Origin of the sequence: Pandoraea communis, assembly GCF_902459745.1 — a bacterium.
Lineage (GTDB): Bacteria > Pseudomonadota > Gammaproteobacteria > Burkholderiales > Burkholderiaceae > Pandoraea > Pandoraea communis.
In genome coordinates this window covers 38,894-64,710 of the sequence record NZ_CABPSJ010000004.1, presented here as the reverse complement: position 1 = coordinate 64,710, position 25,817 = coordinate 38,894, and the positions used below count along the sequence as shown (strand labels likewise).

Sequence of the window (25,817 nt, the reverse complement as noted above, 5' to 3'; positions counted from 1 at the left end):
CCGTGACTACCGTGATCTGCGGCTCGCTCGCCTACGACAACATCATGACGTTCGAAGGCCGCTTCGGCGAGCACATCCTGCCCGATCAGGTACACATCCTGAACGTCAGCTTCCTCGTGCCGACGATGCGCCGCAACTTCGGCGGCTGCGCCGGCAACATCGGCTACAGCCTGCATCTGCTGGGGGGGTCGCCGGTGGTGATGGGTACGGTCGGTGACGATGGCGCTGCCTACCTCGAGCGTTTCCAATCGCTTGGCATGACGACGGAATTCGTGCGCACCGTCACCGACAGCATGACGGCGAACGCCATGATCACCACCGATCTGGACAACAACCAGATCACCGCCTTCCACCCCGGCGCAATGATGTTTTCGGCGGAGAATCGCGTGGCCGATGTCAAAGGCGCCACGCTCGGTATCGTCGCCCCCGATGCCCCGGACGCCATGCTTACCCACGCCGAAGGCTTCGCCGCGACGGGAGTGCCTTTCGTGTTCGATCCGGGCCAGGGTTTGCCGCTGCTCTCGGCTGAGGCACTGCGCCGCATGGTGGAACTCGCAACGTATCTCGCGGTCAACGACTACGAAGCCAAGCTCCTCTGCTCGAAGACCGGCTGGTCGATGGAAGACCTGCAGTCCCGAGTCGAGGCACTTGTCGTCACGCGCGGAGAACACGGGGCCCTGATCTTCGCCGACGGCAAGCAACACGACATTCCTGCCGTGAGCGCCAAGCGCATCGTCGACCCCACCGGTTGCGGCGATGCGTTCCGTGGCGGGTTGCTGTATGGCATTGAAAAGGGCCTCGACTGGCCGACGACCGGCCGCCTGGCCAGCCTGATGGGTTCACTCAAGATTGCCGAGCAAGGCCCGCAGACGTATGCACCGGCGCGCAGCGAAATCGAGGCGCAATTTGTAGAAGCGTTCGGCCACCGCTTCGAATGATCTTAGAAAAGGCACAACGATGGCACGACTGACCACACCGCTCATTATTCTCACTGCCGCGGCTTCGCTCTCTCTGTCCGCCTGCACGGCGTTCGGCCCGAGCAATTCTGCGAGCGTCTACAACAGCCGTCAGGCGCAACGCGAACAGGTCGTGCGCATGGGCACGGTCGAATCGGTGCGCCCGGTGACGATCGACAGCAGCAACGGCGACCCGGGCATTCTCGGCATCGCTGGCGGCGGCGCGCTCGGTGCCATCGGCGGCAGCGCCATCGGTGGCGGCCGCGGTTCGATTGCGACGGGCATCGTCGGCGGTCTGCTGGGCGCAGTGGCAGGTCAAGCCATCGAGAGCCGCATGAGCAAGAAGGCGGGTCTGGAAATCACGGTGCGACTCGACAACGGCGAGCTGCGTGCGATCACGCAGGATGCCGACGAGGCGTTCCAGCCGGGACAGCGCGTGCGTCTGCTCTCGAGCGGCGGCGTGACACGTGTGACGCACTAAGTCTTCACGTTGCGCTGACGCGCGCGGTACTTGCCGGGGGCAATCTCGTATCGCGCTTGCGCACGCATGACTCGGGCGACTCAGGTCGCCCGTTTTCATTTGCGCCATGAAAAAACCCGCTGCGACGATGGCTCATCACAGCGGGTTTCGGATCGAGTAGGCCTACTCGATCAAAAGACACCTAAGTGCCCTGGTTCCTGCATCGGCACTCGAATTACGGACGGCTGCCGGTCGGGAACGGCCATGCCGCTGCCGGGTTCAGCGCCGTCTTCGGTGCTGCCGGTGCCGCAGCCGGAGCCGCAGCAGGCTTTGCAGCAACCTTCTTCACTGCCGGCTTCTTGGCAGCAGCGGGCTTCTTAGCAGCAGGCTTCTTGGCAGCGGGCTTCTTCGCCGCAACCTTCTTGGCTGCCGGCTTCTTGGCAGCAACCTTCTTCACTGCTGCCTTCTTGGCGGCCGGCTTCTTGGCAGCAACCTTCTTCACTGCTGCCTTCTTGGCGACCGGCTTCTTGGCGGCAACCTTCTTCACCGCTGCCTTCTTGGCGACCGGCTTCTTGGCGGCAACCTTCTTCACCGCAACCTTCTTGGCTGCCGGCTTCTTGGCAGCAACCTTCTTCGCTGCCGGCTTCTTGGCGGCAGCTGCCTTCTTCGCGACCGGCTTCTTAGCAGCCACAGCCTTCTTGGCGACAGGCTTCTTGGCGGCGGCAGCCTTCTTCGCTACCGGCTTCTTGGCAACAGCCTTCTTGGCTGCGGGTTTTTTCTTAGCAGTAGTAGCCATCACTTTGCTCCTTAACGTGAAAGATCACTCAAACAAACCACCTGAGAAGGAAACCCGACCACCGTGCGGTGAACCGCCGGCGAGCGGGCTATTCATCGGCGTACGCATCGGACAACGACGGCTTACGCTAATGAATTCGGCGCTGCACGCATGACGCTGACCGTGTGTGGTCACGCGCGCAAAAAAATTGCCGGCGACATTGCCGCCAGCAATTCGATTGTCTTGAGAAGGGGGATTCGCCAGATTCTTCGGGGGGTAGCTTGCCTGTCCCGTCATCGGGATGGAGGAGATTGCGATAGCGGATAAGCGATACTGCTTGCTATGCACCAAGGTTTTTACGCTCCGTAACTACCAGCTCTCTGTCGCGGGAGGAAAGCAATGTGCTTTCGTGTGTTCATCGAGACTGCAATTTATTTGAGCGAATCATAATTCTTTTGTGATGCGATGTTAATACTTTGCACGTAAAAAAGCGCACAACATTCGTAATGACGAAGTCAATCTGTTGTATTTGATGCACATCGCACTCGCATGTCGACGCATGCGAAGCACTTGCGAAGCGATCGAAACGTCTTGCGAGTGAGGATGATGTGCGTGACCTGCACGTTCTCTTTTGCTTCTCTTGTTGCTGGTCACGCGTGTCATGCACGCACACACCACCCTCTCGAAACCCGCATGGATACTCGCTTTGCAGCGAGCACCCATTTTTCACTCTGGGCTTAGTCCCAGCTCAGCGCACCGCCGGTCTGGTACTCGATCACACGCGTCTCGAAGAAGTTGCGCTCCTTCTTCAGATCGATCATCTCGCTCATCCACGGGAACGGATTCTCTTCGTTCGGGTAGAGCGCTTCGAGACCAATTTGGGCACAACGACGGTTCGCGATGAAGCGAAGATAGCTCTTGAACATGCCCGCGTTCAGACCAAGCACGCCGCGCGGCATCGTGTCTTCAGCGTAGCGATACTCCAACTCGACCGCCTTCTTGAACAGCTCGCGAATCTCTTCGCGGAACTCCGGCGTCCACAGGTTCGGGTTTTCCAGCTTCACCTGATTGATCAGATCGATGCCGAAGTTGCAGTGCATCGACTCGTCGCGAAGGATGTACTGATATTGCTCTGCAGCACCCGTCATCTTGTTCTGACGGCCCAGCGCGAGGATCTGCGTGAAGCCGACATAGAAGAACAGACCTTCCATGATGCAGGCGAACACGATCAGCGAGCGCAGCAGCTTCTGGTCGGCTTCCTGCGTGCCGGTCTGGAACGACGGATCGGCCACGACTTCAATGAACGGGAGCAGGAATTCGTCCTTGTCGCGAATCGACGGCACTTCGTGATACGCGTTGAAGATCTCGCCTTCGTCCAGTCCTAGGCTCTCGACGATGTACTGATAAGCGTGCGTGTGAATCGCCTCTTCGAACGCCTGACGCAGCAGGAACTGGCGGCACTCCGGCGCGGTGATGTGGCGATAGGTGCCCAGCACGATGTTGTTCGCGGCGAGCGAGTCGGCGGTCACGAAGAAGCCGAGGTTGCGCTTGATGATGCGGCGCTCGTCTTCGGTCAGACCGTTCGGGTCCTTCCACAGGGCGATGTCGCGCGACATGTTGATTTCCTGCGGCATCCAGTGGTTCGCGCAACCCGCGAGATATTTCTCCCAGGCCCACTTGTACTTGAAGGGCACCAGCTGGTTCACATCCGTCGTGCCGTTGATCACGCGTTTGTCGGACGCACTCACGCGACGCGTCGACTGCGAGGCGATCACACTCGGGGTATCCCCTTGGGTGCCAAGAATGTTCGACTCAGGCGCCGGAGCGGCGGAGGGAGCAGCCGGTTTGGCGGAGGTGGTGTCTTCTTCCCAGTTAAGCATAGGGTCTCAGTCCGTTCAGGTTGATGCGATGCACACAGGCGCGCACATCGCCGAAGTGACAGATCAGCCGTTCGCGAGCGAAGGCTGACAAAAAACTTGCGATCCGGCAGTCGGCGACCTATCGCCGTCAGTGCGAAGTTCGCCGGAAAAGTTGCCGTGTTTCGGGGGTAATGCAGATGCGCAATTGCGCAGTTTTGAACAACAACGCCGACACGAGAGCGATAACAACATCATGACCTCCCGACGTCGAATTGAATGACTCCAATTTAGCACAATTACGTCACTCATTCCAGCACGCGACACTAGATATAGTGTCGCACCGCACGATAACCACTATACCTAGTGTTTGGCGATTTCCCTTAGCCGATTGGCATCCGGTCTCGCGGGACCGGCATCTTGCCACGAAACGGCGTCGCACGACAGTCATGGCGCTGCCTCCGGAGAGGGTGGCGTCACATTGGCGTATCCTGTGGCGGCGAGCGTCACCGCGCAGCGGACCGGAACGGCAGATTCCGGCGCGCGCCACCGCCAGACGCCGATGAAGGAGATACCGACGATGACATTCCCAAGCGCCGACAGCGCACAGACTCAAGCGGGCTCGCCAGGCCCGACCCCACGCATACTCACGCCAGGCAAACCGATCCGCCTCTCGAAAGGCTCGCTCGTGGCCGAAGTCCAACCCGGTTGCGGCGGCCGGCTCGCGCGACTCGCTCGCCGCGACACGCGCGGCGACCTGTTCGACTACCTCGTACCGCTGGGCAACGAACCGTTCTCGTCTGACGAATGGCCGAAGGCCGGTGCCTTTCCGATGCTGCCGTATACCAATATGTTGCGCGACGACACCCTGCACTGGCGCGAGCGCACGATTGGCGTTCGCGAGGCGCCTGCGGCGTCGAGTTCGCTGCACGGCTGGGGGCTGCGGCGCGAGTGGGACGTCGTCGACGAGAGCCCTGACTGTTGTGTGCTGCAACTCGACAGCCCCGCCCAACCCGAATGGCCCTGGCACTATCAGGCGTACCTCTCGGTGTCGCTCGACGAGCACGGGGTGGACATGCTGTTGTCGATCACCAATCTCTCCGCCGAAGACATGCCGGCCGGACTCGGGCTGCACCCGTACTTCCGCTGGCCTGCGGGCGCGCGTCTGATGTTCGAATCGGAAGCCATCTGGCGTTCGCCCTCTGAAGACATCCGCTGGCCGAGCGAGCAGCGTGTGCATGTCGGCGCGATGGAAGTCGTGTCCGTCGGCGGCGGACTCGATACCGGGGGACGATCGACCTGGTTCGCCGAAGTGCCCTCCGAGTCCGGACGATTCGACGCGCGTATCGACTACGCCGGTGGCCTGCGCTCGGTCACCGTGCGCAGCGACAACACCACCTGGCTGGTGCTGCACTCGCCGGCGGGGCGTCCGTACCTGTGCCTCGAGCCGTCGACACACCGGGTCGGCGAGTTCGACGACGATCACGTCGTGCTGGCGCACGGACAAACGCTCGACCTGTCGATGCGCATCGATCTGGCCTGATCTGGCCAGATCGCCAGACGAATCACCCAAGAAAAAACCCCGTCGGCCCGCAAGGGCGACGGGGTTTTTCCCAGGTGCCGGGTCCCTGTCGGGCACCTCGGCACGCTCTGCTTACTGGCAAGCCTCGCACTCTTCGAAGCCAGGGTCGCCCGGACGCATCGTGCAGACCGCGCCTTCGGCTTCCGGCATCGGTTGTGCCAGCGGCGAGCTCGGCTCGGCCGAGAAGCTTCCGCTCGGCGTCACCCCCCCCGAACTCACCGCGTTCAGCGCGCCGTGGCTCACCGTCGACTTCTCGACGTGCGTTGCAGCCATCGTACGCAGGTAGTACGTGGTCTTCAGTGCGCGCGTCCAAGCCAGCTTGTACGTCTCGTCGAGCTTCTTGCCCGAAGCGCCCGCCATATAGATGTTGAGCGACTGCGCCTGATCGATCCACTTCTGACGACGCGACGCCGCCTCGACCAGCCACTTCGGTTCGACTTCGAACGCCGTGGCGTAAATCTCGCGCAGATCGGCCGGCACGCGATCGATACGGGCGAGCGAGCCGTCGAAGTACTTGAGGTCGGCGACCATCACTTCGTCCCACAGGCCGCGAGCCTTCAGGTCACGCACCAGATACTCGTTGACCACCGTGAATTCGCCCGACAGGTTCGACTTCACGTACAGGTTCTGGAACGTCGGCTCGATACAGGCCGAGACGCCGATGATGTTCGAGATCGTCGCGGTCGGTGCGATCGCCACGCAGTTCGAGTTGCGCATGCCGTGATCGGCGATGTGCTTGCGCAGGCTGTCCCAGTCGAGCGTGCTCGACAGGTCGACGTCGACATAACCGCCACGCTCTTCGGCCAGCAGCTTGAGCGAATCCTGCGGCAGGATGCCGCGATCCCACAGCGAGCCCTTGTACGACGAATACTGACCTCGCTCCTTCGCCAGCTCGGTCGACGCCCAGTAGGCGTAGTAGCACACGGCTTCCATCGAACGATCGGCAAACTCGACTGCGTCGTTCGACGCGTAGGGCGTGCGCAGCAGGTGCAGGCAGTCCTGGAAGCCCATGATGCCCATGCCCACCGGACGGTGATGCAGGTTCGAGTTGCGCGCCTTCGCCACCGCGTAGTAATTGATGTCGATGACGTTATCGAGCATGCGCATCGCCACGCGAATGGTGCGCTGCAGCTTTTCGTGATCCAGCGCGTAGCCGTTGGCCGTCTGCTTCAGGTGAGCCACGAGGTTCACCGAGCCGAGGTTACACACGGCGATTTCGGTCTCGCTCGTGTTGAGCGTGATTTCCGTGCACAGGTTCGACGAGTGCACCACGCCCACGTGTTGCTGCGGCGAGCGGATGTTGCACGGGTCCTTGAACGTGATCCACGGATGGCCGGTTTCGAACAGCATGCCCAGCATCTTGCGCCAGAGCGCCTGCGCCGGCACTTTCTTGAACAGCTTGATCTCGCCGCGCGCGGCCTTCTCTTCGTAGGCCGTGTAAGCCTGTTCGAAGGCCTTGCCGTACTTGTCGTGCAGATCCGGGCAGGTTGACGGCGAGAACAGCGTCCACTCGGCGCCTTCCATCACGCGCTTCATGAACAGATCGGGAATCCAGTTCGCCGTGTTCATGTCGTGCGTACGACGACGATCGTCGCCCGTGTTCTTGCGCAGTTCCAGGAATTCTTCGATGTCCAGGTGCCACGTTTCCAGGTACGCGCAGACAGCGCCCTTGCGCTTGCCGCCCTGGTTCACGGCCACGGCCGTGTCGTTGACCACCTTCAGGAACGGCACCACGCCCTGGCTCTTGCCGTTCGTGCCCTTGATGTGCGAGCCAAGTGCGCGAACCTGCGTCCAGTCGTTGCCCAGACCGCCCGCGAACTTCGAGAGCAGCGCGTTTTCCTTGAGCGCTTCGTAGATACCTTCCAGATCGTCCGAGACCGTCGTCAGGTAGCACGACGAGAGCTGCGAGCGACGCGTGCCCGAATTGAACAGCGTCGGCGTCGAACTCATGAAGTCGAAGCTCGACAGAATCTGGTAGAACTCGATCGCACGCGCTTCGCGCTCGACTTCATTGAGCGCCAGACCCATTGCCACACGCATATAGAACGCCTGCGGCATTTCAATACGATGGCTGTCGATGTGCAGGAAGTAGCGGTCGTACAGCGTCTGCAGGCCCAGGTAGTTGAATTGCAGGTCGCGCGACGCGTCGAGCGCGGCGCCCAGCTTGGCCAGATCGAACGAGAGCAGTTGCTCGTCGAGCAGTTCGGCCTCAACCCCTTGCTTGATGAAACGCGGAAAGTACTCGATGTAGCGCGCAGCCATTTCGCCCTGCGGCACTTCTTCGCCGAGAATTTCGCGGCGGATCGTGTGCATCAGGATACGGGCCGTGACCTGGCTATACGCCGGTTCCTTCTCGATGAGCGTACGCGAAGCGAGAATCGCCGAATCGTAGACCTGCGACAGCGGCACGCCGTCGTACAGATTCTTGATGGTCTCCGTCAGGATCGGATCGGCTTTGACTTCATCGCCGAGATTCTCGCAGGCGGCTTGCACCACGCCGCGCAGCACGGCCATGTCGAGCGTACGCGTCACACCGTCGTCGGTGACACGCAGCACCGGCGCGTCGGGCGCAGCGGCTTCCTGCGTGGTCTCGACCGCCTGAGCACGCTCTTGCGAACGCTTCTCGCGGTACAGCACGTAGGCGCGAGCCACGTTGTGCTCACCTTCGCGCATGAGCGCGAGTTCGACCTGATCCTGAATATCTTCGATGTGGAACGTACCGCCGTTCGGACGGCTACGCACCAACGCGCGCACGACGTTCTGCGTCAATTGCTCCACGAGTTCGCGCACGCGCGCCGAAGCCGCACCTTGACCGCCGTTCACGGCAAGAAACGCCTTGGTCACAGCGATGGCGATCTTCGACGGCTCGAAACCCACCACCGCGCCGTTGCGTCGAATCACTTTGAAGTCGGCGTTGGTGGCCGGCTCGAATGCGCCCGTCGTCTGGGGCGCCGACGCACCCGCGCCACTGCCAGCAGTTGCGGCGGGCGTGGGGTTCGGGCGGGTGAGGTTTTCGTTAGTCTGCATGTAAAAACTCCCGTTCCAATGAGATGGTGCTGTTAGCGCGTCTCTACCAGTTTTATTGCCGGCAAAAATGCGCCCTGGGGGCGCCGATGGAGCGAAGTGCTGAACACCGCACGACCGACGGACGGCCAAGGGTTCGAGGTGTCCGCTGCACGGCTTTGCTGCTGTGCCGCCCCACTAAACGCCGCGGGACAAGCACGGTATTGATGGTTATTGCATCCTGGGCCGAACCCGACATCAACCACTAGATGTAGTGGTCGGCACTGGAATTGGCACTAAGTATAGTGGAGATGACGCACTCCGCAAACCCAAAAATTTCACGCGCCGGGGACGCCCGTGCCATCGCCCTGTCAAGCAAAACCTGTCCCCGGATGGGGATTAATCGGCCGGCTGAAACGGCAATGCTTCGGGGCTCAGATCCGCCATGCGGCGCAATCGCTGCCACTCGAAATGCGGTCCCGGATCGGTCTTCCGGCCCGGGGCTATGTCGGCATGTCCGGCCACGGCTTGAATCGGATAACGCTCACACAACGCACGCGTTAGCGCCGCCAACGTTGCATACTGCGCCGCAGTGAACGGCAGTTCGTCGGTGCCTTCAAGCTCAACGCCGATTGAAAAATCGTTGCAGCGCGAACGGCCTTCGAACGACGACGCCCCCGCATGCCACGCCCGTGCATCGCACGACACGAACTGCTGCAACGCACCATCGCGTCGCACCAGAAAGTGCGACGAGACGTGCACGCCACGAATCTCGTCGAAGAACGGATGCGCATCGTGGTCGAGCCGATTCTGGAAAAATGCCGCAATTTCATCGCCGCCGAACTGACCCGGCGGCAATGAGATGTTGTGTACCACGAGCAGGTCGGTCGGCATCCCGTCGGGCCGCGTGTCGAAATTGGGCGACGGCAGACGTTCGGCTTCGCGCACCCATCCGTTGGCATCGAGGGTGAGCGACGGACGTTGATCCGGCGCGTTCATGCGCGACCTCGCGGCATCGGCAAGGTGCGCCGCTCAACACGATCACACGACCGAGGCGCAACGTTAGGGGACGCAAATGACTGGAGCATGACGGGCATGGCGAACTCCCGTAGAGCGAGGGGCGCCATTGTAGCCCACTTGGCCCGCGCCTGCCGCCAGCATGCCCGGCATGCCGGATGCGAGCGGTGCGTCGACATATCGCCTGTTGCCGGGTGCCTGCGGGCCACTGGGCGATAGCGATGGCGAATTCCCAAAGAAGAAGCCTCCCGCCGTGCTTGGCCGAGAGGCTTCTGTGGGCGTGACCACGCCCTGGGATGGCGTCGTACTCGTGTCATACGACACGCGCACCACCCCGCGCCGCTCACAGGTGCGGCGCTATTGGCCGTTCCCGGCCGGTGATACTCGTCTCCTGCGTCAATCCGGTATTCGATGTCGATCCGATCGCCTCGTTCGTTGCCATCCATCACGGAAATGCCGGAATTGCCGACTCCACCCCTTCCATATGCGCTTCAGGGTGATGCTCCTTGAGCATGTCGCGAATCTCGTCAACACGACCGTCGCGCACATCCACCATGAGCAGGATCATGCCGCGCTCGAGCGGTTCGCGAAACGCCTTGAGCCGGGAGTTCGGCACCGACACACCGATCATGCTCGACACCCAGGCGCCGAAGAGCGCGCCGAGAGGTGCGGTCACGATCATCAATTCCCATTGGGGACGTGTGCCCACGATGGGGAAAAACGCGGCGACTGCACCGACTGCCAAACCACAGAACCCGCCGATCACGAGTCCGGCTTCTGCGCCGTGCACGATATCGGAAGTCTGAAGCAGGTTAGCCTCGTGCAGTCCCTCCAGGTCCATTTCGTCACGTGCCATAAAGTGGATGTGACGCTCGTCGATCCGGGCGAGCAGCAAATCGCTCATCGTGCGCCCGGCACTGGCCAGATCGGGAAGAAGAAAATACATCCGTCTGCGCATTAGCATGTTGCGCCCTCCTGTCATCTCGTCTCTGTTGTTATGGTTCTTTTATACAGAGCCGGTTACTGTGTTTTAGTGCATGCGACAGGCATGCGCAAGGCGGCCCATTCGAGCGCCATGCCAGAGACGAGGGGGAAATTCGGAATCGCTGCGCAGTCTGGCTGCGCAGCGGGACTCAGACGCGGTGTTCGCGCGTGAGATAGGCGTCGCGGTGCGCAGCGCTGCAAAAATGTTTGCCGCCTGAACCGCCGATGGCTTCGCTCTCGGGAAGGTAGGTATCGCACTCGATGCATTGCACCATACGCTCCGCCGGCGGCAGCGCTTCGCGCACGGTCGGGCGCGGACCGTTCGCCGGCGGCGGACGCCGCTGTTCGTTGCGCTCGTTGCGCTCATCGCGCTCGGTGTTGCGCTTACGCTCGTTGTACCGCATCCACCATGTGCCAGCCACCAACAACACCAGTAACAGCAGGATATTGCGCATCGCGCTTCAAGTCTCCGTTATGCGATGCAGCACCACCTCAAGCACGAAGCGAGAGCCGACATACGCCAGCAAAAGCGCCACGAACGACGCCAGAACCCAACGCAGCGCGACCTTCCCGCGCCACCCATAAAAGTGCCGGCCCAGCAGCACCGCGCCGAACATCAGCCACGACACCACTGCGAACACGGTCTTGTGATCGATGCGCACCGCGCGCCCGAACAGCGCCTCGGAGAACATCACACCGGAAATCAGCGTCAGGGTCAGCAATACGAACCCGGCACCGATCAACCGGAACAGCAATTTCTCCATCGTGAGCAGCGGCGGCAACGTCTCGAGCCAGCGCGAAAGCCAGCCGGTCGCCTCATTGCTGCGCGACGGATGCAGTTGCCGCTCGGCATAAATCATCAGCAGCGCGTGCAGCGCGGCCAGTGCGAACAGCCCGTAGGCCATGTTGGCGATGATGAAGTGCACCTTGAAAATCGGATCTGCGGCAAAACCGAGAATGCGCACATCCGGAAAAATCATCGGCAACAGACACGCAACGGCGGCCACGGGTGTGACCATCAGTCGCAGGCTGTCGAGCGGGAAGAAGAAACTCTCGATCCAGTAAATACCGACCGAGAGCCACAGCATGGCCGAGAGCATGTACGCGAAACCGAAGTGCATGCTGTCCGCGCGGAAGATAGTCTGATGCAGCAACACCCCGTGCAGCAGCAGCGCAGCGAGCAGCGAAAGCTGCATCGGCCAGCGCGACGGGGTGCCCGTGACCGGCACAGGCGCGACCCGCCCGCCCGCCAGAGCGAGCGCGGCATCGCGCCGGTATCCTTGCCACGAACAAACCGCCAGCCCGGCGTAAAGGATGGCGGTCAGCGCATACAGTAAAATAGTCATATTTGAAGTTTACACCAGCCCATGACGGGCGCGCTGCCACACCCACTACGCCCCCTCCGGGGCCGCGGGACAGGCCGCCGGGGCCACTGCGAGTCTTACAGGATACGTTTCATGCTCGACAATCTCACTACGCGCCTCGCCAAAGTCGTCAAGACGCTGCGCGGCGAAGCTCGCCTGACCGAGGCCAACACGCAGGAAATGCTGCGCGAAGTGCGTCTCGCCCTGCTCGAGGCCGACGTCGCCCTGCCGGTGGTCCGCGATTTCATCGCCAAGGTGAAAGAAAAGGCACTGGGTGAGGAGGTGATCTCCAGCCTCTCGCCGGGCCAGGCACTCGTGGGCGTGGTGCAGCGCGAACTGACCGCGCTCATGGGCGGCGACTACGAAGGCCGTGCCGCCGAACTCAATCTCGCGACCACGCCACCCGCCGTCATCCTGATGGCCGGCCTGCAGGGCGCGGGTAAGACGACCACGGTCGGTAAGCTCGCCAAGCTGCTGCGCGCCCAGAAGAAGAAAGTCCTCACAGTTTCCACCGACATCTACCGCCCCGCCGCTATCGCCCAGTTGCAGACGGTGACACAGCAGGTCGACGCCGACTTCTTCCCGTCGCAACCCGATCAGAAGCCCGTGGACATCGCCCGCGCGGCCGTCGACTGGGCCCGCCGCCATCACCATGATGTGCTGCTCGTCGACACGGCCGGCCGTCTGGGTATCGACGAAGTAATGATGCAGGAAATCAGTGCCCTGCACGCCGAACTCAAGCCGATTGAAACGCTGTTCGTCGTCGACGCCATGCTCGGCCAGGACGCCGTGAACACTGCCCGCGCCTTCAACGACGCACTGCCGCTCACCGGTGTGGTGCTCACCAAGCTCGACGGCGACTCGCGCGGCGGTGCAGCGCTGTCGGTGCGCCACATTACCGGCAAGCCGATCAAGTTCGTCGGTGTGGGCGAAAAGCTCGACGGCCTCGAAGTCTTCCACCCGGATCGCATGGCGAACCGGATTCTCGGCATGGGCGACATTCTGGCGCTCGTTGAGGAAGCGCAACGCGGCGTCGACGTGCAGGCCGCGCAAAAACTCGCCGACAAGGTCAAGAAAGGCGGCGACTTCGATCTGAACGACTTCAAGGCGCAGATCGGCCAGATGAAGAAGATGGGCGGCCTGTCGTCGCTCATGGACAAGTTGCCCGCCCAATTCCAGGCCGCAGCCAGCCAGACCAACATGGATCAGGCCGAGAAGCAGGTGCGCCGCATGGAGGGCATCATCAATTCGATGACGCCGGCCGAGCGCGCCAAGCCGGAACTGATCAAGGCGAGCCGCAAGCGCCGTATTGCCGCCGGTGCCGGTGTTCAGGTGCAGGAGGTCAACCGCATGCTCAATCAGTACGACCAGATGCGCACCATGATGAAGAAGCTCAAAGGCGGCGGCATGATGAAGATGATGCGCAGCATGAAAGGCATGATGCCCGGCATGCGCTGAGCCAGGCTTACCGGTCGCGGTCCGGGCATTCCTACGGATTTTCCGTATATACTCCGGGCCGCACTTAGCGACATCCCCCAGCAACACGTTCCACAGGGTCGCCCCATATGAACCGCGAAGAAGCCCTCGAAGTATTCCGTAATTCCGAAGAAATCGTCTCGGCCGACGAGGTGAACCGGTCCGTCGACACGATGGCCAAGTCCATCAGGGACGCCATCGGCGACGAATTCCCGATGGTGCTGTCGGTCATGGGCGGCGCGGCCGTCTTCACCGGCATGCTGCTGCCGCGCCTGGACTTCCCGCTCGAGTTCGACTACATCCACCTCTCGCGCTACAACAACACCACCACCGGCGGTGCGATGCAGTGGCGCGTGGCGCCGCGCGACTCGGTGCGCGATCGCGTGGTGCTCGTGCTCGACGACATTCTCGACGAAGGTGCCACGATGGCGGCGATTCGTGACCGGATTCTGGAGATGGGCGCCTCGAAGTTCTACAGCGCCGTGCTGTGCGAGAAGATCCTGACGAAGGAAAAGCCGTCGCGCCCGGATTTCTGCGGCTTCACGGTGCCGGATCGTTATGTCTTCGGCTGCGGCATGGACGCCAAAGGCTACTGGCGTAACCTGCCGGCCATCCGTGCGCTGACTACGCCGCGCTAAGCGCCGCGGCGGGATACCCTCCCGCACCGCAAGACAGTCCGAAGGGGCCCGTTCAGACGCGGCCCCTTTTTCATGGTTGTCGCGGCACGCACCACGCCATCAGAATTGGTGCACGAAGGTCTTCACGCCCTTGAGGATCATCTCGACCGAGATCGCCACCAGAATCAGCCCCATCAAACGCTCGAATGCCGCCACCACGCGCGAGCCGACCCATCGTTCGATGCGATCGGCAAGAAGCAGCACCACCGCGCAAACGGCCATCGTCACGCACAGTGCAGTGATCCACTCGAGCATGCGTCCCGGTTGCTGCGACACGAGCAGCATGACGGTCGCGAGCGCCGACGGCCCCGCAAGCGCCGGTATCGCCAGCGGCACGATGAGCGGCTCGCCCGCATCGGGCAACGAGCCCTGATCGGGACGGGGAAAGATCATGCGCAGCGCGATCAGGAACAGCACGATGCCCCCGGCCAATTGCAACGACAGATCGGTGAGACTCATCATGCGCAGAAAGCGATCGCCCGCCAGCATGAAGAGCAGCAGGATGACAAACGCAATCAGCACCTCGCGCAAGATCACCCGCGGCCGTCGATGGGCCGGCACATTCTTCAGGGCATTCACGAAGATCGGGATATTGCCGAACGGGTCGGTGATGAGCAGCAACAGCACCGTCGCTGACGCGAACGTATATTCCATACCGATAACGCTTCCAGATATGACAACGGCAGCCGCCAGGGCGACTGCCGTCAGGTATTGCCTCATGCGTCTGCGCTCGCGCGACGTTTCACCGGCAGACGTTCACCGGCGCACCGCGCGCTCCTCGCTCAGATCGCTTTGGCTGCGCGCACCTTGCCTGTGACGACTTCCGCCACGACGGCGGCGTCGAGCAACTGAGCTTGCGCGTCGCGGCGGCCCTGATACTCGATCTTGCCTTCCTTCAGGCCACGGTCGCCGATCACCACGCGATGCGGCACGCCGATCAGTTCCCACTCGGCGAACATCACGCCGGGACGCTCGCCACGGTCGTCGAGAATCACGTCGACGCCGGCCGCCAGCAGCGCTTCGTAGACCTTATCGGTGGCAGCACGCACGGCGTCGCTGCGGTCGTAGCCCATCGGGCACAGCACCACTTCGAACGGCGCGATCGACTCCGGCCAGATGATGCCTTTATCGTCGAAGTTCTGCTCGATGGCCGCACCGAGAATACGCGTGATGCCGATGCCGTAGCAGCCCATCTCCATCGGTGCCGGCTTGCCGGTCTCGTCGAGGAAGGTGCCGCCCATGGCGTCCGAGTACTTGGTGCCCAACTGGAACACGTGGCCCACTTCGATACCCCGGCACAGCGCGATCTCGCCCTTGCCGTCCGGCGAGAGATCGCCCGGCACGACGTTGCGCAGATCAGCCACGACTTCGGGCTCGGGCAGATCGCGGCCCCAGTTCACGCCGGTAGTGTGGAAGTCGACCTCGTTCGAGCCGACCACGAAGTCGCTCATCTTCGCGACCGTGCGATCGACCACGAGCTTGACCGGCTTCTTTGTACCGAGGGGGCCCAGATAGCCCGGCGGCGTGCCGAACCATTCGACGATCTCGGCTTCGCTCGCGAAACGGAAGTCGGACAGCCCCGGCACCTTGCTCGCCTTGATCTCGTTGAGTTCATGGTCGCCGCGCAGCAGGAGCAGCCACACGGTGGTGCCGGCGTCTTCGCTGTCGGTAGCGAGCACGATCGACTTGACCGTGCGCGCCAGCGGGATCGACAGCAATTCCGCGACGGCTTCGCACTTGGCCTTGCCCGGCGTGGCGGTCTTGGTCAGTGCCTCGGCAGGGGCGGCGCGCTCGCCCTGCGGCGCGAGCGCCTCGGCCATTTCGACGTTGGCTGCATAGTCGGACGTCGGGCAGTAGGCGATAGCGTCTTCGCCGGTGTCGGCGATCACATGGAATTCATGCGAACCGGAGCCGCCAATGGAGCCGTTGTCGGCCACCACGGCGCGGAACGTCAGACCCAGACGCGTGAAGATGCGAACGTAGGCGTCGAACATCTTCTGATAAGACACCTGCATGCCCGCGCGGTCCTTATCGAAGGAGTAGGCGTCCTTCATGATGAATTCGCGACCGCGCATCACGCCGAAACGCGGACGGATCTCGTCGCGGAACTTCGCCTGCACCTGATAGAAGTTCACCGGCAGTTGGCGGTAGCTCTTGATTTCGCGGCGGGCAATGTCCGTCACGACTTCCTCGTGCGTCGGGCCGACGACGAATTCGCGGCCGTGGCGATCCTTCAGACGCAGCAGTTCCGGGCCGTATTTCTCCCAGCGCCCCGACTCCTGCCACAATTCGGCCGGCTGCACAGCCGGCATGAGCAGTTCAAGCGCGCCTGCGCGGTTCATTTCTTCACGAACGATGGCTTCGACCTTGCGGATCGAGCGCAAGCCGATCGGCAGGTAATCGTAGATACCGCCGGCGACGCGGCGAATCATCCCGGCGCGCATCATCAGCTTGTGGCTGACGATTTCAGCGTCGGTGGGCGCTTCCTTGAGGGTGCCGATGAAGAAACGAGAAGCTTTCATGCAGATTTCCGGAAAAATGAGGGTCAACGGCGCGCACAGCGCTCAGGTCGGTGACCAGAAGCGAGGCCGGGGCGCGCCAAAACGTCGTCGCAGCCCCTGAGACACCCGCCGGCCGTACACGCCGCCCCGGTCACCCGAGCCGCCGCCGGCCGCCGCGCCGGTGATTATCTGTTTATAATCGAAGCAATTTTAAAGGATTCAAGGGTGGTTGTATGCTTGACCGTGAAGGCTTTCGCCCGAACGTCGGCATCATCCTCTTAAACGCACGCAATGAAGTGTTCTGGGGCAAGCGGCTGGGCGAGCACTCCTGGCAGTTCCCGCAAGGCGGCATCAAGTACGGCGAAACGCCTGAACAGGCCATGTTCCGAGAATTGCACGAGGAAACCGGGCTAAAGCCAGAACACGTCAAAATCATCGGTCGCACACGCGACTGGCTGCGTTATGAGGTGCCGGACAAATTCATCAAGCGCGAAGTGCGCGGACATTACCGGGGCCAGAAGCAAATCTGGTTCCTGCTGCGCATGGTCGGTCGCGATTGCGACATCTGCCTGCGCGCCACCGATCATCCCGAGTTCGACGCCTGGCGTTGGAACGAGTACTGGGTGCCGCTCGACGCAGTCATCGAGTTCAAGCGCGAGGTGTATCAGCTCGCCCTGAACGAGCTATCGCGCTATCTGCGACGCTCGGCCGCACGCGCGCAGCATGACCGGCGGCGGTTTCCGCGCGCCGGCGCCCGGATCGAAGACATGCCGCCCGGCGGCACCGACGCGCATGACGACAGGTGCAACAGCGAGAACTGCGGCGGCCCCGGCGAAGCTGCCGACACCGCCAGCTCGGGCATGCCGCCCCGGGAGCACTGAACCAGGCCGCGGCCGGCTTGTCCCATCATCGGTCGCGGGCGTCATGCCCGCGCCCTTTTTTGACCTGGCGTCCTCCGGGATGCCGCGCGGATTGCCCGCTTTCGTTCATCCGCCGTCCAACCGACTTCTCATCCACATCTCATGCGTCCTTTCTTTGCCCGCCGCGCCCCGCGCCTGGCCGCCCTGGCTCCTCTGGCCGCTCTGGCGCTGATTGCCGGCTGCAGCAGCATGTCGCAACCCGTCCAGGATTTCGACGAATACCTCGCCCAGCAGGAAGCCGCCAAGGGCAAATGGAAGGAAGCGGAGTACGCTCTGCCGACAACGCCGCCGCAAGACGCCGACCTCGTGAGCTTCCCCACCTTGCCGAACGCGACGCTCGACTACGCCATCGACGCGAAGTCGGTGCAGGTGACGGATGACGGCGTGGTCCGCTACATCGCGGTGATTCGCAGCAAGCAAGGCGCGCGTAACGTGTCGTACGAAGGCATTCATTGCTCGTCGTTCGAATCGCGTCTGTATGCCACGGCTCGACCGGACGGCACCTGGATACCGGCGCGCAACAGCGAATGGCGCCCGATCCGGCCGTATGGCTCGACGGCCTATCAGGGCATTCTGTACCGCGATTATCTTTGCCAGGACAAGACGCCAGCAGGCAACGCCAAGGCCATCGTTCAGGGCTTGCGCTTCCCGACGACCAATCCGACCTACCGCTGAGCGCAGCAGGCGGGTCTCACCTGCCACGCTTCATCGAAAAAAACGCCGGTCACGCATTGCGTGCCGGCGTTTTTCACGTCCGATGCGAGGGGGCTTCCCCCCACCCCGGAGCTCTCAGCGCAGAATCAGATTGTCGCGATGAATCAATTCCGGCTCGTTCGCAAAGCCCAGCACCTGCTCGATATCGCTGCTCGGGTGACGGCGAATCAGTCGTGTCTCGGAGGCACTGTAGTTGGACAGGCCCCGCGCGACTTCGTGACCGGCTTCGTCCATGCAGGCAATCACCTCCCCGCGCGCAAACGTGCCTTCGACGTCGATCACGCCGATCGGCAACAAGCTCTTGCCCTCTTCCACCAGCTTCTTGCACGCGCCCGCATCGATCACGACACGGCCGCGCACTTGCAAATGGTCGGCCATCCACTGCTTGCGTGCCGTGAGCACCGCCGTACGGGCGACCAATTGCGTGCCGATCGCTTCGCCGCCAGCCAGACGCAAGAGCACGTCGGCTTCGCGCCCCGACGCGATCACGGTATGCGCGCCGCTCGTGGCTGCGCGCTTGGCCGCAAGGATCTTGGTCAACATGCCGCCGCGTCCGATGTTGGTCCCGGCACCCCCGGCCATCGCTTCCAGACGCTCGTCCCCCGCTTCGGCCTCGTGCACGAACTCGGCGTCGGGATGCTTACGCGGGTCGGCTGTGTACAGGCCGGATTGATCGGTCAGGATGACCAGCGCGTCGCCGTCGATCAAGTTGGTCACGAGCGCGCCCAGCGTGTCGTTGTCGCCGAACTTGATTTCGTCGGTCACCACCGTGTCGTTCTCGTTGATGATCGGCACCACGCCGAGTCGCAACAACGTCAGCAAGGTCGTCCGCGCATTCAGATAGCGTTCGCGGTCTGCCAGATCGGCATGCGTGAGGAGAATCTGCGCGGTTCGCACGCCGTGCTCGGCGAAGCGGGTCTCGTAGACCTGCGCCAGCCCCATCTGGCCCACGGCAGCCGCCGCCTGAAGTTCATCGATGGCCTTCGGGCGGCGCGCCCAGCCCAGACGCTGCATTCCCTCGGCAATGGCGCCCGAGCTGACGAGCACCACCTGCTTTGGCGCACGTCCGTCGCCACCGTGCCGCAGCGCGGCGATCTGTTGCGCCCATCGCGCAATGGCAACATCGTCCAGACCGCGACCGTCATTGGTCACGAGACTGGAGCCCACTTTCACCACAAGCCGCTTGGCATCGGCGATGACCGAACGCATGGACCTGGATTCTCCTGCGGATATATTGGGAAGACGGGCAGCTGCAGTCGCCGGGAGGCGGCGGGAAGTGACGTAGGACCGCCCTTCCCTTACATGGCTACAGCAGCCGGTTCACGAGGGGTGACGCGATCTGGCGCGACAGCACCCCGCATTTGAGTGACGAGAAGTTTACGCCTTCGGCGCGTCGTCCGGGGGCGTTTGTGGCGTGTTCTCGGCTGCCGGCTCGGCCGGGGCGGCACTGCCAGCGCGAAAACGCGGGTCCAATGCGGCATCTTCAAGCGCCTCTTCGACGGCACCACGTTGCTGGTAAAGATATTCCTGCACCGCCAGGCACAATTTCTCGCAGCCTTCGCCCGTCAGCGCGGAAATCTCGAACGTGGGGCCACTCCAGCCGAAGCGCGTCTTGAAGTCGGCCACGCGTTCGGCACGCTCCGCTTCGGGCACCATGTCGACCTTGTTGAGCACCAGCCAGCGAGGCTTCTGGAACAGCTCCTCGTCGTACTTCTGCAATTCGAGAACGATGGCCTGTGCATCGACCACCGGGTCGACGCCTTCGTCGAACGGTGCGATATCCACGATATGGAGCAACAGGCCGGTGCGCTGCAAGTGACGCAGGAACTGGTGACCCAGCCCCGCACCTTCCGCAGCGCCTTCGATCAGGCCGGGAATATCGGCGATCACGAAGCTCTTGCCCGGCGCGGTGCGCACGACACCCAGATTCGGGTGCAACGTCGTGAACGGATAATCCGCAATCTTCGGACGTGCATTCGATACCGATGCGATGAATGTCGACTTGCCTGCATTCGGCATGCCGAGCAGACCGACGTCTGCGAGCACCTTCAGCTCAAGCTGGAGCATACGGCGCTCACCGGGCTTGCCATCCGTCTTCTGACGCGGCGCACGGTTCGTGCTCGACTTGAAATGGAGGTTGCCCAGACCACCTGCGCCGCCTTGCGCGAGCACGACTTCCTGACCGTGTTCGGTCAGGTCGGCGATGGTCTCGCCGGTTTCCATATCGCTGATGATGGTGCCGACCGGCATGCGCAGGAAAATGTCCTCGCCGCCTTTGCCGTAGCAATCTGCGCCGCGACCGGATTCGCCGTGCTTCGCCAGATGCTTCTTCGAATAACGGTAATCGATCAGGGTGTTGATGTTGCGATCCGCCACGGCATACACACTGCCGCCGCGACCGCCGTCGCCGCCGTCAGGTCCACCGAACGGCACGAACTTCTCACGGCGCATCGATGCCGAGCCATTGCCGCCATTCCCGGCGATCACCTCGATACGCGCTGCGTCAATGAATTTCATGTGGGTTCGTTCCGCTCAATCGACCGTCCGCAGACGATCCAAATACTGTTCAATGATCCGGCCGGGCGCGCGATGCTTGCGGCGCACAGGCGGGACAAACAAAAAAGGCTCCGCATGAGAGCGGAGCCTTTTGGTGGCAAAAGGCTTAGCTTACGCTGCCGGCACCACGCTAACCACTTGCTTCTTCGCTGCGCCCTTGACGGCGAACTGCACGTGGCCGTCGGCCAGTGCAAACAGCGTGTGGTCCTTACCGATACCGACGTTTTCGCCGGCATGCATACGAGTACCACGTTGGCGAACGATGATGCCGCCAGCCAGGATTGCCTGACCGCCGTACACCTTCACGCCGAGGCGCTTCGACTCAGAATCGCGGCCGTTACGGGACGATCCGCCTGCTTTTTTGTGTGCCATGACTTAACTCCTTACCTAGCTCGATCGATTAGCCGTTGATGCTGTCGATGCGCAGCTCGGTGTAGTTTTGGCGATGGCCTTGACGCTTTTGGTAGTGCTTGCGACGGCGCATCTTGAAAATCTTCACCTTGGGGTGACGACCTTGGGCGATAACGGTAGCCTTGACGGAAGCCCCACTGACCAACGGCGCACCGAACTTAATCGATTCGCCCTCGCCAACGGCGAGAACCTGGTCGATGGTGATTTCAGCGCCAATGTCAGCCGGTATCTGTTCTACTTTGAGCTTTTCGCCAGCAGCAACTTTATATTGCTTACCGCCGGTTTTTATGACCGCGTACATTGTTGAACCTCACTCATAAACAAGAGAATTTCCGCGCCGGCCGAGGGCCCCAAAAGGACTCGACTTACCGGCCGATCACACCGCTGCGGACCGTCATACCGAAGTATTTTCGGACCTGACGCAACGAATGCGCGCACGAAAACCGGGAATTATACAGACTTTCTCCTTTTGAGTCAAAGACTTCCGTGAAACCAGCCTTTACGCGGGGCTGGTCCCCGAAAGTCGCCCCGCGCACTATATAATTTGGGGCGAATTTTTCCTCACCCGAGCCTTGTCTTGACTGCTTCGACTTCTCCCCAGAACGTACTGGCCGCCATCGCCGACGACATGCGTGCCGTCGACCAGCTTATCCGCCACCGGCTGGCCTCCGAGGTGGTCCTGATCAATCAGATCTCGGAATACATCATCAATTCGGGCGGCAAACGGCTGCGTCCGGCATTGCTGCTGCTCGTCGCCGGCGCGCTCGGCGTGAGTTCGCCGCACCGCTTCGAACTGGCCGCGGTCATCGAGTTCATTCACACCTCAACGCTGCTTCACGACGATGTCGTCGACGAATCCGACCTGCGCCGCGGCAAACAGACCGCCAACGCGCTGTTCGGCAATGCGGCGTCGGTGCTCGTGGGCGACTTCCTGTATTCGCGCTCCTTCGAAATGATGGTGAGCGTGGACAACATGCGTGTGATGCAGATTCTTGCGCGCGCAACCAACGTGATCGCCGAAGGCGAAGTGCTGCAGTTGCTGAACATGCATGACCCGGACGTTGACGAAGCGCGCTACCTGCAAGTCATCCAATACAAGACGGCCACGCTGTTCGAAGCGGCCACGCAACTCGCTGCCGTGCTCGCCAATGCCGACGCGCAGACCGAAGCCGCCGTGCGTGAATACGGCGGCCGTCTGGGGACGGCGTTCCAGTTGATGGACGATTGGCTCGATTACGCAGGCGACACCGACGCGATGGGCAAGAACGCGGGCGACGACCTGCGCGAGGGCAAGCCGACGCTGCCGCTCATTCATGTGCTGCAACACGGCACGGATGAAGAGCGCGCCCTCGTGCGCGAAGCCATCGAGAATGGCGGCACCGACAAGTTCGAGCCGATCCTCGCGGCAATCACGCGCACGGGCGCACTCGACTACACGCTCGCACGCGCGAAAGAAGAGGCGGATGCGGCAGCGCAAACAATTTCTGCACTCCCCTCTTCCCAATATAAAAATAGCCTGCTAGAATTGTGTTCTTACTCGATAGCGCGACGCACTTAACGGCGAAGCAGCAGTATCGAAGCGGGGTGTAGCTTAGCCTGGTAGAGCGCTACGTTCGGGACGTAGAGGCCGGAGGTTCGAATCCTCTCACCCCGACCAGGATTTACTTTGCTCTCAAGCAAAGCAAAAAAACCGCCGGACGTGTCCGGCGGTTTTTTTATGTCCGCCGCATTTGTTGTCCGTACGGTTCGCACCGTGCCGTCCTGGCGAAGCGGGCTCGAATGTCATGCAGTCCGTCGCATTCGATCTGGCGCATCATGCGCCCCCAGCCCATATGACGGGTGCCTCATCCCCTCTGCTATAGTGGCGACTCATTGCCACCCCACGCGCCATTCGCGCGCCCAAACGCTTGGAAGCCTTGCCCTTATGGGCGCAGATTTGCGCCGTCGCCCTCCTGATCGTCTGCTCGGGATTCTTTTCCATTTCCGAGACGAGCATGATGGCACTCAACCGCCATCGCCTGAAGCATCTGGTACGGATGAACGTCCACGGCGCCCAGGCCACTCAGGGCCTGCTCTCGCGCACTGAAGCGCTGCTCTCCACGATTCTCGTCGGCAACAACGTCATCAATACCGTCGTGCCGGTGCTCACCACATCGATTGCGGTGCGCTATTTCGGTAACGACGCCGTCACGCTGTCGATCGCGACCGCACTCATTGCGCTGCTTATCATCATCTTCGCCGAGATCGGCCCGAAGATCGTAGGGGCTACGTATCCCGAGCGCATCGCGTTACCGGCCAGCACGCTGCTCAAGCCGATCGTGAAAGTGGCCACGCCGCTCGTCTGGGTGCTCAACGGCTTCGTGCGCGGCATGCTGCGCGTGCTGCACATCGATACGCGCCGTGCAGCAAACGAAGCTCGCCTCACCACGGAAGAATTGCGCACCATCGTGCTCGAGGCCGGCAATTACATGCCGACCAAGCCGCGCAGCGTGCTGCTCAATTTGCTCGATCTCGAGAACATCACCATTGACGACGTGATGGTGCCGCGCGCGCGCATCGAGGCGCTCGACATCTCGGCGCCGCTCGACACGATCCTCACGCAACTCGAGACGTGCTATCACAACAAGCTGCCGGTCTATGACGGCGACATCGATCGCATCGTCGGCATTCTTCCGGTACGTCGCACGCTTGCCGCGCTACGACACCCCGACGACCTCACCGTCGACACCTTGCGCGCGCTGCTCGTCGACCCGTACTTCATCCCGAGCGATACGCCGGCGCTGCGCCAGTTGCAGTACTTCCAGGAGAACCACCGGCGCGTAGGGCTGGTCGTCAACGAATACGGCGAAGTCGAAGGGCTGGTCACCACCGAGGACATCATCGAAGAACTCATCGGCGAATTCACGACGAGTGTGCCTGGCACGGGCGGCAGTCGCTCAGGCTGGACGACGAACGACGATTGCATGGTCAGCGGCGGCGTGGGACTGCGCGATCTGAACCGGCGCTTGAATCTGCATCTGCCGACCGACGGCCCGAAGACCCTCAACGGTCTGATCCTGGAAGTGCTACGCGAGATTCCCGAAGCCGCCGTCAGCTTGGAAATCGGCGGTGTGCGCATGGAAATCGTGCAAATCGACAATCAGGCCATCAAGATGGTGCGTCTGTTCAAGCCGGCCACACGCTCGCCGCACGATTGAGCCGCACTCGCTCACTGCCAGTGACATCGCCCCATTTTTCGGGCAATTCCGATTGAGCCTCCCCAGGGTTTTGACGAGACTGAAGCTTCACCCAGTCCTCGCCAAACCCTGTCATGTCATTTCACGCATCCGAATCCGCAGACGCGGCGCGCACAGTCGATAGCCACGCGACTGTGCCGGTCACTGCCGGGCCGCTCACCGCACCACTCACCACGTCACGCAGCGCTGCTACGCCGTTACAGTTCCTCGAGCAGATGCTGAGTGAAGCCATTCGGACAGGTGCGTCCGACGTGCATTTCGAACCGATGGCGCAACGCTTTCGCATTCGGCTGCGCATCGATGGCGTTCTGCAAGAGCACCGCGACGTGCCCATGCCGTGGCGCGACATGCTCGTCTCGCGTATCAAGGTGCTCGCCAATCTGGATATTGCACAGAAGCGTCTGCCTCAGGACGGACGTATGGTGTGGCGCGAAGCGGGCGAACCGGTCGAGTGCCGCGTCAGCGCGCTGCCGACGCTGCACGGCGAAAAGGTGGTTGTGCGCTTGCTCGACGGCGCGAAGGTCCCGCTCTCGCTGGAAGGTCTCGGGTACACACCGAAGCAGTACCTTGCACTCGCCCGCGCGATCGCTCAACCGCACGGCATGATTCTGCTAACCGGCCCGACGGGCAGCGGCAAGACGGTCTCGCTCTACAGTTGCCTGCGGCGGCTCAACGACACGTCGCGCAACATCGTCACCATCGAAGACCCGGTGGAAATTCGCTTGCCGGGTATCACGCAGGTCAATCTCAACGAACGTGCCGGGCTCGACTTTGCAACGGCTCTGCGCGCGTTTCTGCGGCAGGACCCGGACGTGCTCGTCGTTGGCGAAATCCGCGATCCGCAAACCGCCGAGATCGCCGTGCAGGCAGCACAGACCGGGCACCTCGTCTTCGCGACCGTTCACGCGAACGACGCGCCCAGCACACTCGCCCGGCTATTCGACCTCGGGGTTGCGCCATTCAATCTTTCGTCGACGCTGCTGGTCATCAGCGCACAGCGGTTGCTCCGAAGACGCTGCCCGGCGGGTTGCGAACCCGGTACTGCATCCGAAGGCACAGCACCGCCCGGACATCGCTGCATGCGCTGTCATGGCACCGGCTTTGCCGGGCGCATCGGTGCCTTTCAGGTAATGCCGATCAGCGCGACACAGGCGATCAACATTGCGCAGGGCCGTAGCCCACATGAACTTGCGGCACAAGCCCGAAGCGAAGGCGTTATGACATTGCGCGAAGCCGGACTCTGGCATGCCTCAGCAGGCACGGTCCGCGAGGAGGATGTCGATGCGACAACGCCTGCCTGACTCACGCTCGCAACATGCGTGGCACCAC

The 25,817-nt window shown here is 62.2% G+C and carries 23 protein-coding genes and 1 tRNA gene; 11 read left to right on the top strand and 13 right to left on the bottom strand.

Annotated elements, in window-relative coordinates:
• Nucleotides 1-2: 2 nt before the first annotated feature.
• Both PCO31110_RS14930 and PCO31110_RS14925 read left to right on the top strand, forming a co-directional pair.
• Entirely contained in the window at nt 3-938 is a 936-nt protein-coding gene (locus PCO31110_RS14930; RefSeq protein ID WP_150690777.1) for a carbohydrate kinase family protein, read from the top strand.
• Between the two features lie 19 nt (nt 939-957).
• The gene (locus PCO31110_RS14925; protein WP_010803948.1) at nt 958-1,437 is read left to right on the top strand and encodes an outer membrane lipoprotein; all 480 of its coding nucleotides are present in this window, start codon (nt 958-960) and stop codon (nt 1,435-1,437) included.
• A 214-nt stretch (nt 1,438-1,651) separates the two neighbouring features.
• Here PCO31110_RS14925 and PCO31110_RS14920 read toward each other — a convergent pair whose 3' ends face one another.
• Nucleotides 1,652-2,212, bottom strand: a complete 561-nt coding sequence (locus PCO31110_RS14920; protein ID WP_150690776.1) for a histone H1-like DNA-binding protein — start codon at nt 2,210-2,212, stop codon at nt 1,652-1,654.
• A gap of 716 nt (nt 2,213-2,928) precedes the next feature.
• On the bottom strand, nt 2,929-4,071 hold the full coding sequence (locus PCO31110_RS14915) for a ribonucleotide-diphosphate reductase subunit beta (protein ID WP_150690775.1): 1,143 nt from the start codon (nt 4,069-4,071) through the stop codon (nt 2,929-2,931).
• 556 nt (nt 4,072-4,627) lie between these two features.
• Here PCO31110_RS14915 and PCO31110_RS14910 point away from each other — a divergent pair.
• Nucleotides 4,628-5,590: an aldose epimerase family protein gene (locus PCO31110_RS14910; RefSeq protein WP_010803945.1), complete on the top strand. Its 963-nt coding sequence runs from the start codon at nt 4,628-4,630 to the stop codon at nt 5,588-5,590.
• 111 nt (nt 5,591-5,701) lie between these two features.
• Here the strand turns inward: PCO31110_RS14910 and PCO31110_RS14905 are convergent, their stop codons facing one another.
• From PCO31110_RS14905 to PCO31110_RS14885, 5 genes are all read right to left on the bottom strand, one after another.
• Nucleotides 5,702-8,656: a ribonucleoside-diphosphate reductase subunit alpha gene (locus PCO31110_RS14905; protein ID WP_150585718.1), complete on the bottom strand. Its 2,955-nt coding sequence runs from the start codon at nt 8,654-8,656 to the stop codon at nt 5,702-5,704.
• A 375-nt stretch (nt 8,657-9,031) separates the two neighbouring features.
• On the bottom strand, nt 9,032-9,631 hold the full coding sequence (gene ampD, locus PCO31110_RS14900) for a 1,6-anhydro-N-acetylmuramyl-L-alanine amidase AmpD (RefSeq protein ID WP_010803943.1): 600 nt from the start codon (nt 9,629-9,631) through the stop codon (nt 9,032-9,034).
• A 463-nt stretch (nt 9,632-10,094) separates the two neighbouring features.
• A complete protein-coding gene (locus PCO31110_RS14895; RefSeq protein ID WP_010803942.1) occupies nt 10,095-10,607 on the bottom strand; it encodes a DUF1269 domain-containing protein in 513 nt (170 codons plus the stop codon).
• A 175-nt stretch (nt 10,608-10,782) separates the two neighbouring features.
• Nucleotides 10,783-11,088: a PP0621 family protein gene (locus PCO31110_RS14890; RefSeq protein ID WP_150690773.1), complete on the bottom strand. Its 306-nt coding sequence runs from the start codon at nt 11,086-11,088 to the stop codon at nt 10,783-10,785.
• Nucleotides 11,089-11,094: 6 nt separating this feature from the next.
• Nucleotides 11,095-11,979 (bottom strand): cytochrome C assembly family protein, encoded by an 885-nt coding sequence (locus tag PCO31110_RS14885; protein WP_010803940.1) that lies wholly within the window; start codon nt 11,977-11,979, stop codon nt 11,095-11,097.
• Nucleotides 11,980-12,090: 111 nt separating this feature from the next.
• Between PCO31110_RS14885 and ffh the strand changes: the two genes are divergently transcribed.
• Entirely contained in the window at nt 12,091-13,455 is a 1,365-nt protein-coding gene (gene ffh, locus PCO31110_RS14880) for a signal recognition particle protein (RefSeq protein ID WP_010803939.1), read from the top strand.
• 107 nt (nt 13,456-13,562) lie between these two features.
• A complete protein-coding gene (locus tag PCO31110_RS14875; protein WP_010803938.1) occupies nt 13,563-14,111 on the top strand; it encodes a hypoxanthine-guanine phosphoribosyltransferase in 549 nt (182 codons plus the stop codon).
• A gap of 99 nt (nt 14,112-14,210) precedes the next feature.
• On the opposite strand, the gene PCO31110_RS14870 is transcribed toward PCO31110_RS14875, so the two are convergent.
• Nucleotides 14,211-14,804, bottom strand: coding sequence for a MarC family protein (locus PCO31110_RS14870; RefSeq protein WP_010803937.1), 594 nt, complete (start codon nt 14,802-14,804; stop codon nt 14,211-14,213).
• Between the two features lie 128 nt (nt 14,805-14,932).
• Entirely contained in the window at nt 14,933-16,672 is a 1,740-nt protein-coding gene (locus PCO31110_RS14865) for a proline--tRNA ligase (protein WP_010803936.1), read from the bottom strand.
• 212 nt (nt 16,673-16,884) lie between these two features.
• Between PCO31110_RS14865 and PCO31110_RS14860 the strand changes: the two genes are divergently transcribed.
• A complete protein-coding gene (locus PCO31110_RS14860; RefSeq protein WP_010803935.1) occupies nt 16,885-17,532 on the top strand; it encodes an RNA pyrophosphohydrolase in 648 nt (215 codons plus the stop codon).
• A 228-nt stretch (nt 17,533-17,760) separates the two neighbouring features.
• The gene (locus PCO31110_RS14855; RefSeq protein ID WP_174979582.1) at nt 17,761-18,246 is read left to right on the top strand and encodes a CNP1-like family protein; all 486 of its coding nucleotides are present in this window, start codon (nt 17,761-17,763) and stop codon (nt 18,244-18,246) included.
• A 114-nt stretch (nt 18,247-18,360) separates the two neighbouring features.
• On the opposite strand, the gene proB is transcribed toward PCO31110_RS14855, so the two are convergent.
• From proB to rplU, 4 genes are all read right to left on the bottom strand, one after another.
• On the bottom strand, nt 18,361-19,494 hold the full coding sequence (gene proB, locus PCO31110_RS14850; RefSeq protein WP_150690771.1) for a glutamate 5-kinase: 1,134 nt from the start codon (nt 19,492-19,494) through the stop codon (nt 18,361-18,363).
• Nucleotides 19,495-19,662: 168 nt separating this feature from the next.
• Nucleotides 19,663-20,802, bottom strand: a complete 1,140-nt coding sequence (cgtA, locus tag PCO31110_RS14845; RefSeq protein WP_150690770.1) for an Obg family GTPase CgtA — start codon at nt 20,800-20,802, stop codon at nt 19,663-19,665.
• A gap of 150 nt (nt 20,803-20,952) precedes the next feature.
• Nucleotides 20,953-21,213 carry a 50S ribosomal protein L27 gene (rpmA, locus tag PCO31110_RS14840; RefSeq protein WP_010803931.1) on the bottom strand — a complete coding sequence of 87 codons (261 nt, stop codon included), beginning with the start codon at nt 21,211-21,213 and terminating at the stop codon, nt 20,953-20,955.
• A gap of 28 nt (nt 21,214-21,241) precedes the next feature.
• Nucleotides 21,242-21,553, bottom strand: coding sequence for a 50S ribosomal protein L21 (rplU, locus tag PCO31110_RS14835; RefSeq protein ID WP_010803930.1), 312 nt, complete (start codon nt 21,551-21,553; stop codon nt 21,242-21,244).
• Nucleotides 21,554-21,829: 276 nt separating this feature from the next.
• Here rplU and ispB point away from each other — a divergent pair, with 276 nt between their 5' ends.
• The 4 genes from ispB (at nt 21,830) to PCO31110_RS14815 (ending at nt 25,789) form a co-directional block, all read left to right on the top strand.
• Nucleotides 21,830-22,810, top strand: coding sequence for an octaprenyl diphosphate synthase (gene ispB, locus PCO31110_RS14830; protein ID WP_036664345.1), 981 nt, complete (start codon nt 21,830-21,832; stop codon nt 22,808-22,810).
• A 22-nt stretch (nt 22,811-22,832) separates the two neighbouring features.
• A tRNA-Pro gene (locus tag PCO31110_RS14825) sits at nt 22,833-22,909 on the top strand.
• Nucleotides 22,910-23,159: 250 nt separating this feature from the next.
• The gene (locus PCO31110_RS14820; protein WP_150690769.1) at nt 23,160-24,449 is read left to right on the top strand and encodes an HlyC/CorC family transporter; all 1,290 of its coding nucleotides are present in this window, start codon (nt 23,160-23,162) and stop codon (nt 24,447-24,449) included.
• Nucleotides 24,450-24,562: 113 nt separating this feature from the next.
• Nucleotides 24,563-25,789, top strand: a complete 1,227-nt coding sequence (locus tag PCO31110_RS14815) for a GspE/PulE family protein (protein WP_246189853.1) — start codon at nt 24,563-24,565, stop codon at nt 25,787-25,789.
• Nucleotides 25,790-25,817: the final 28 nt, after the last annotated feature.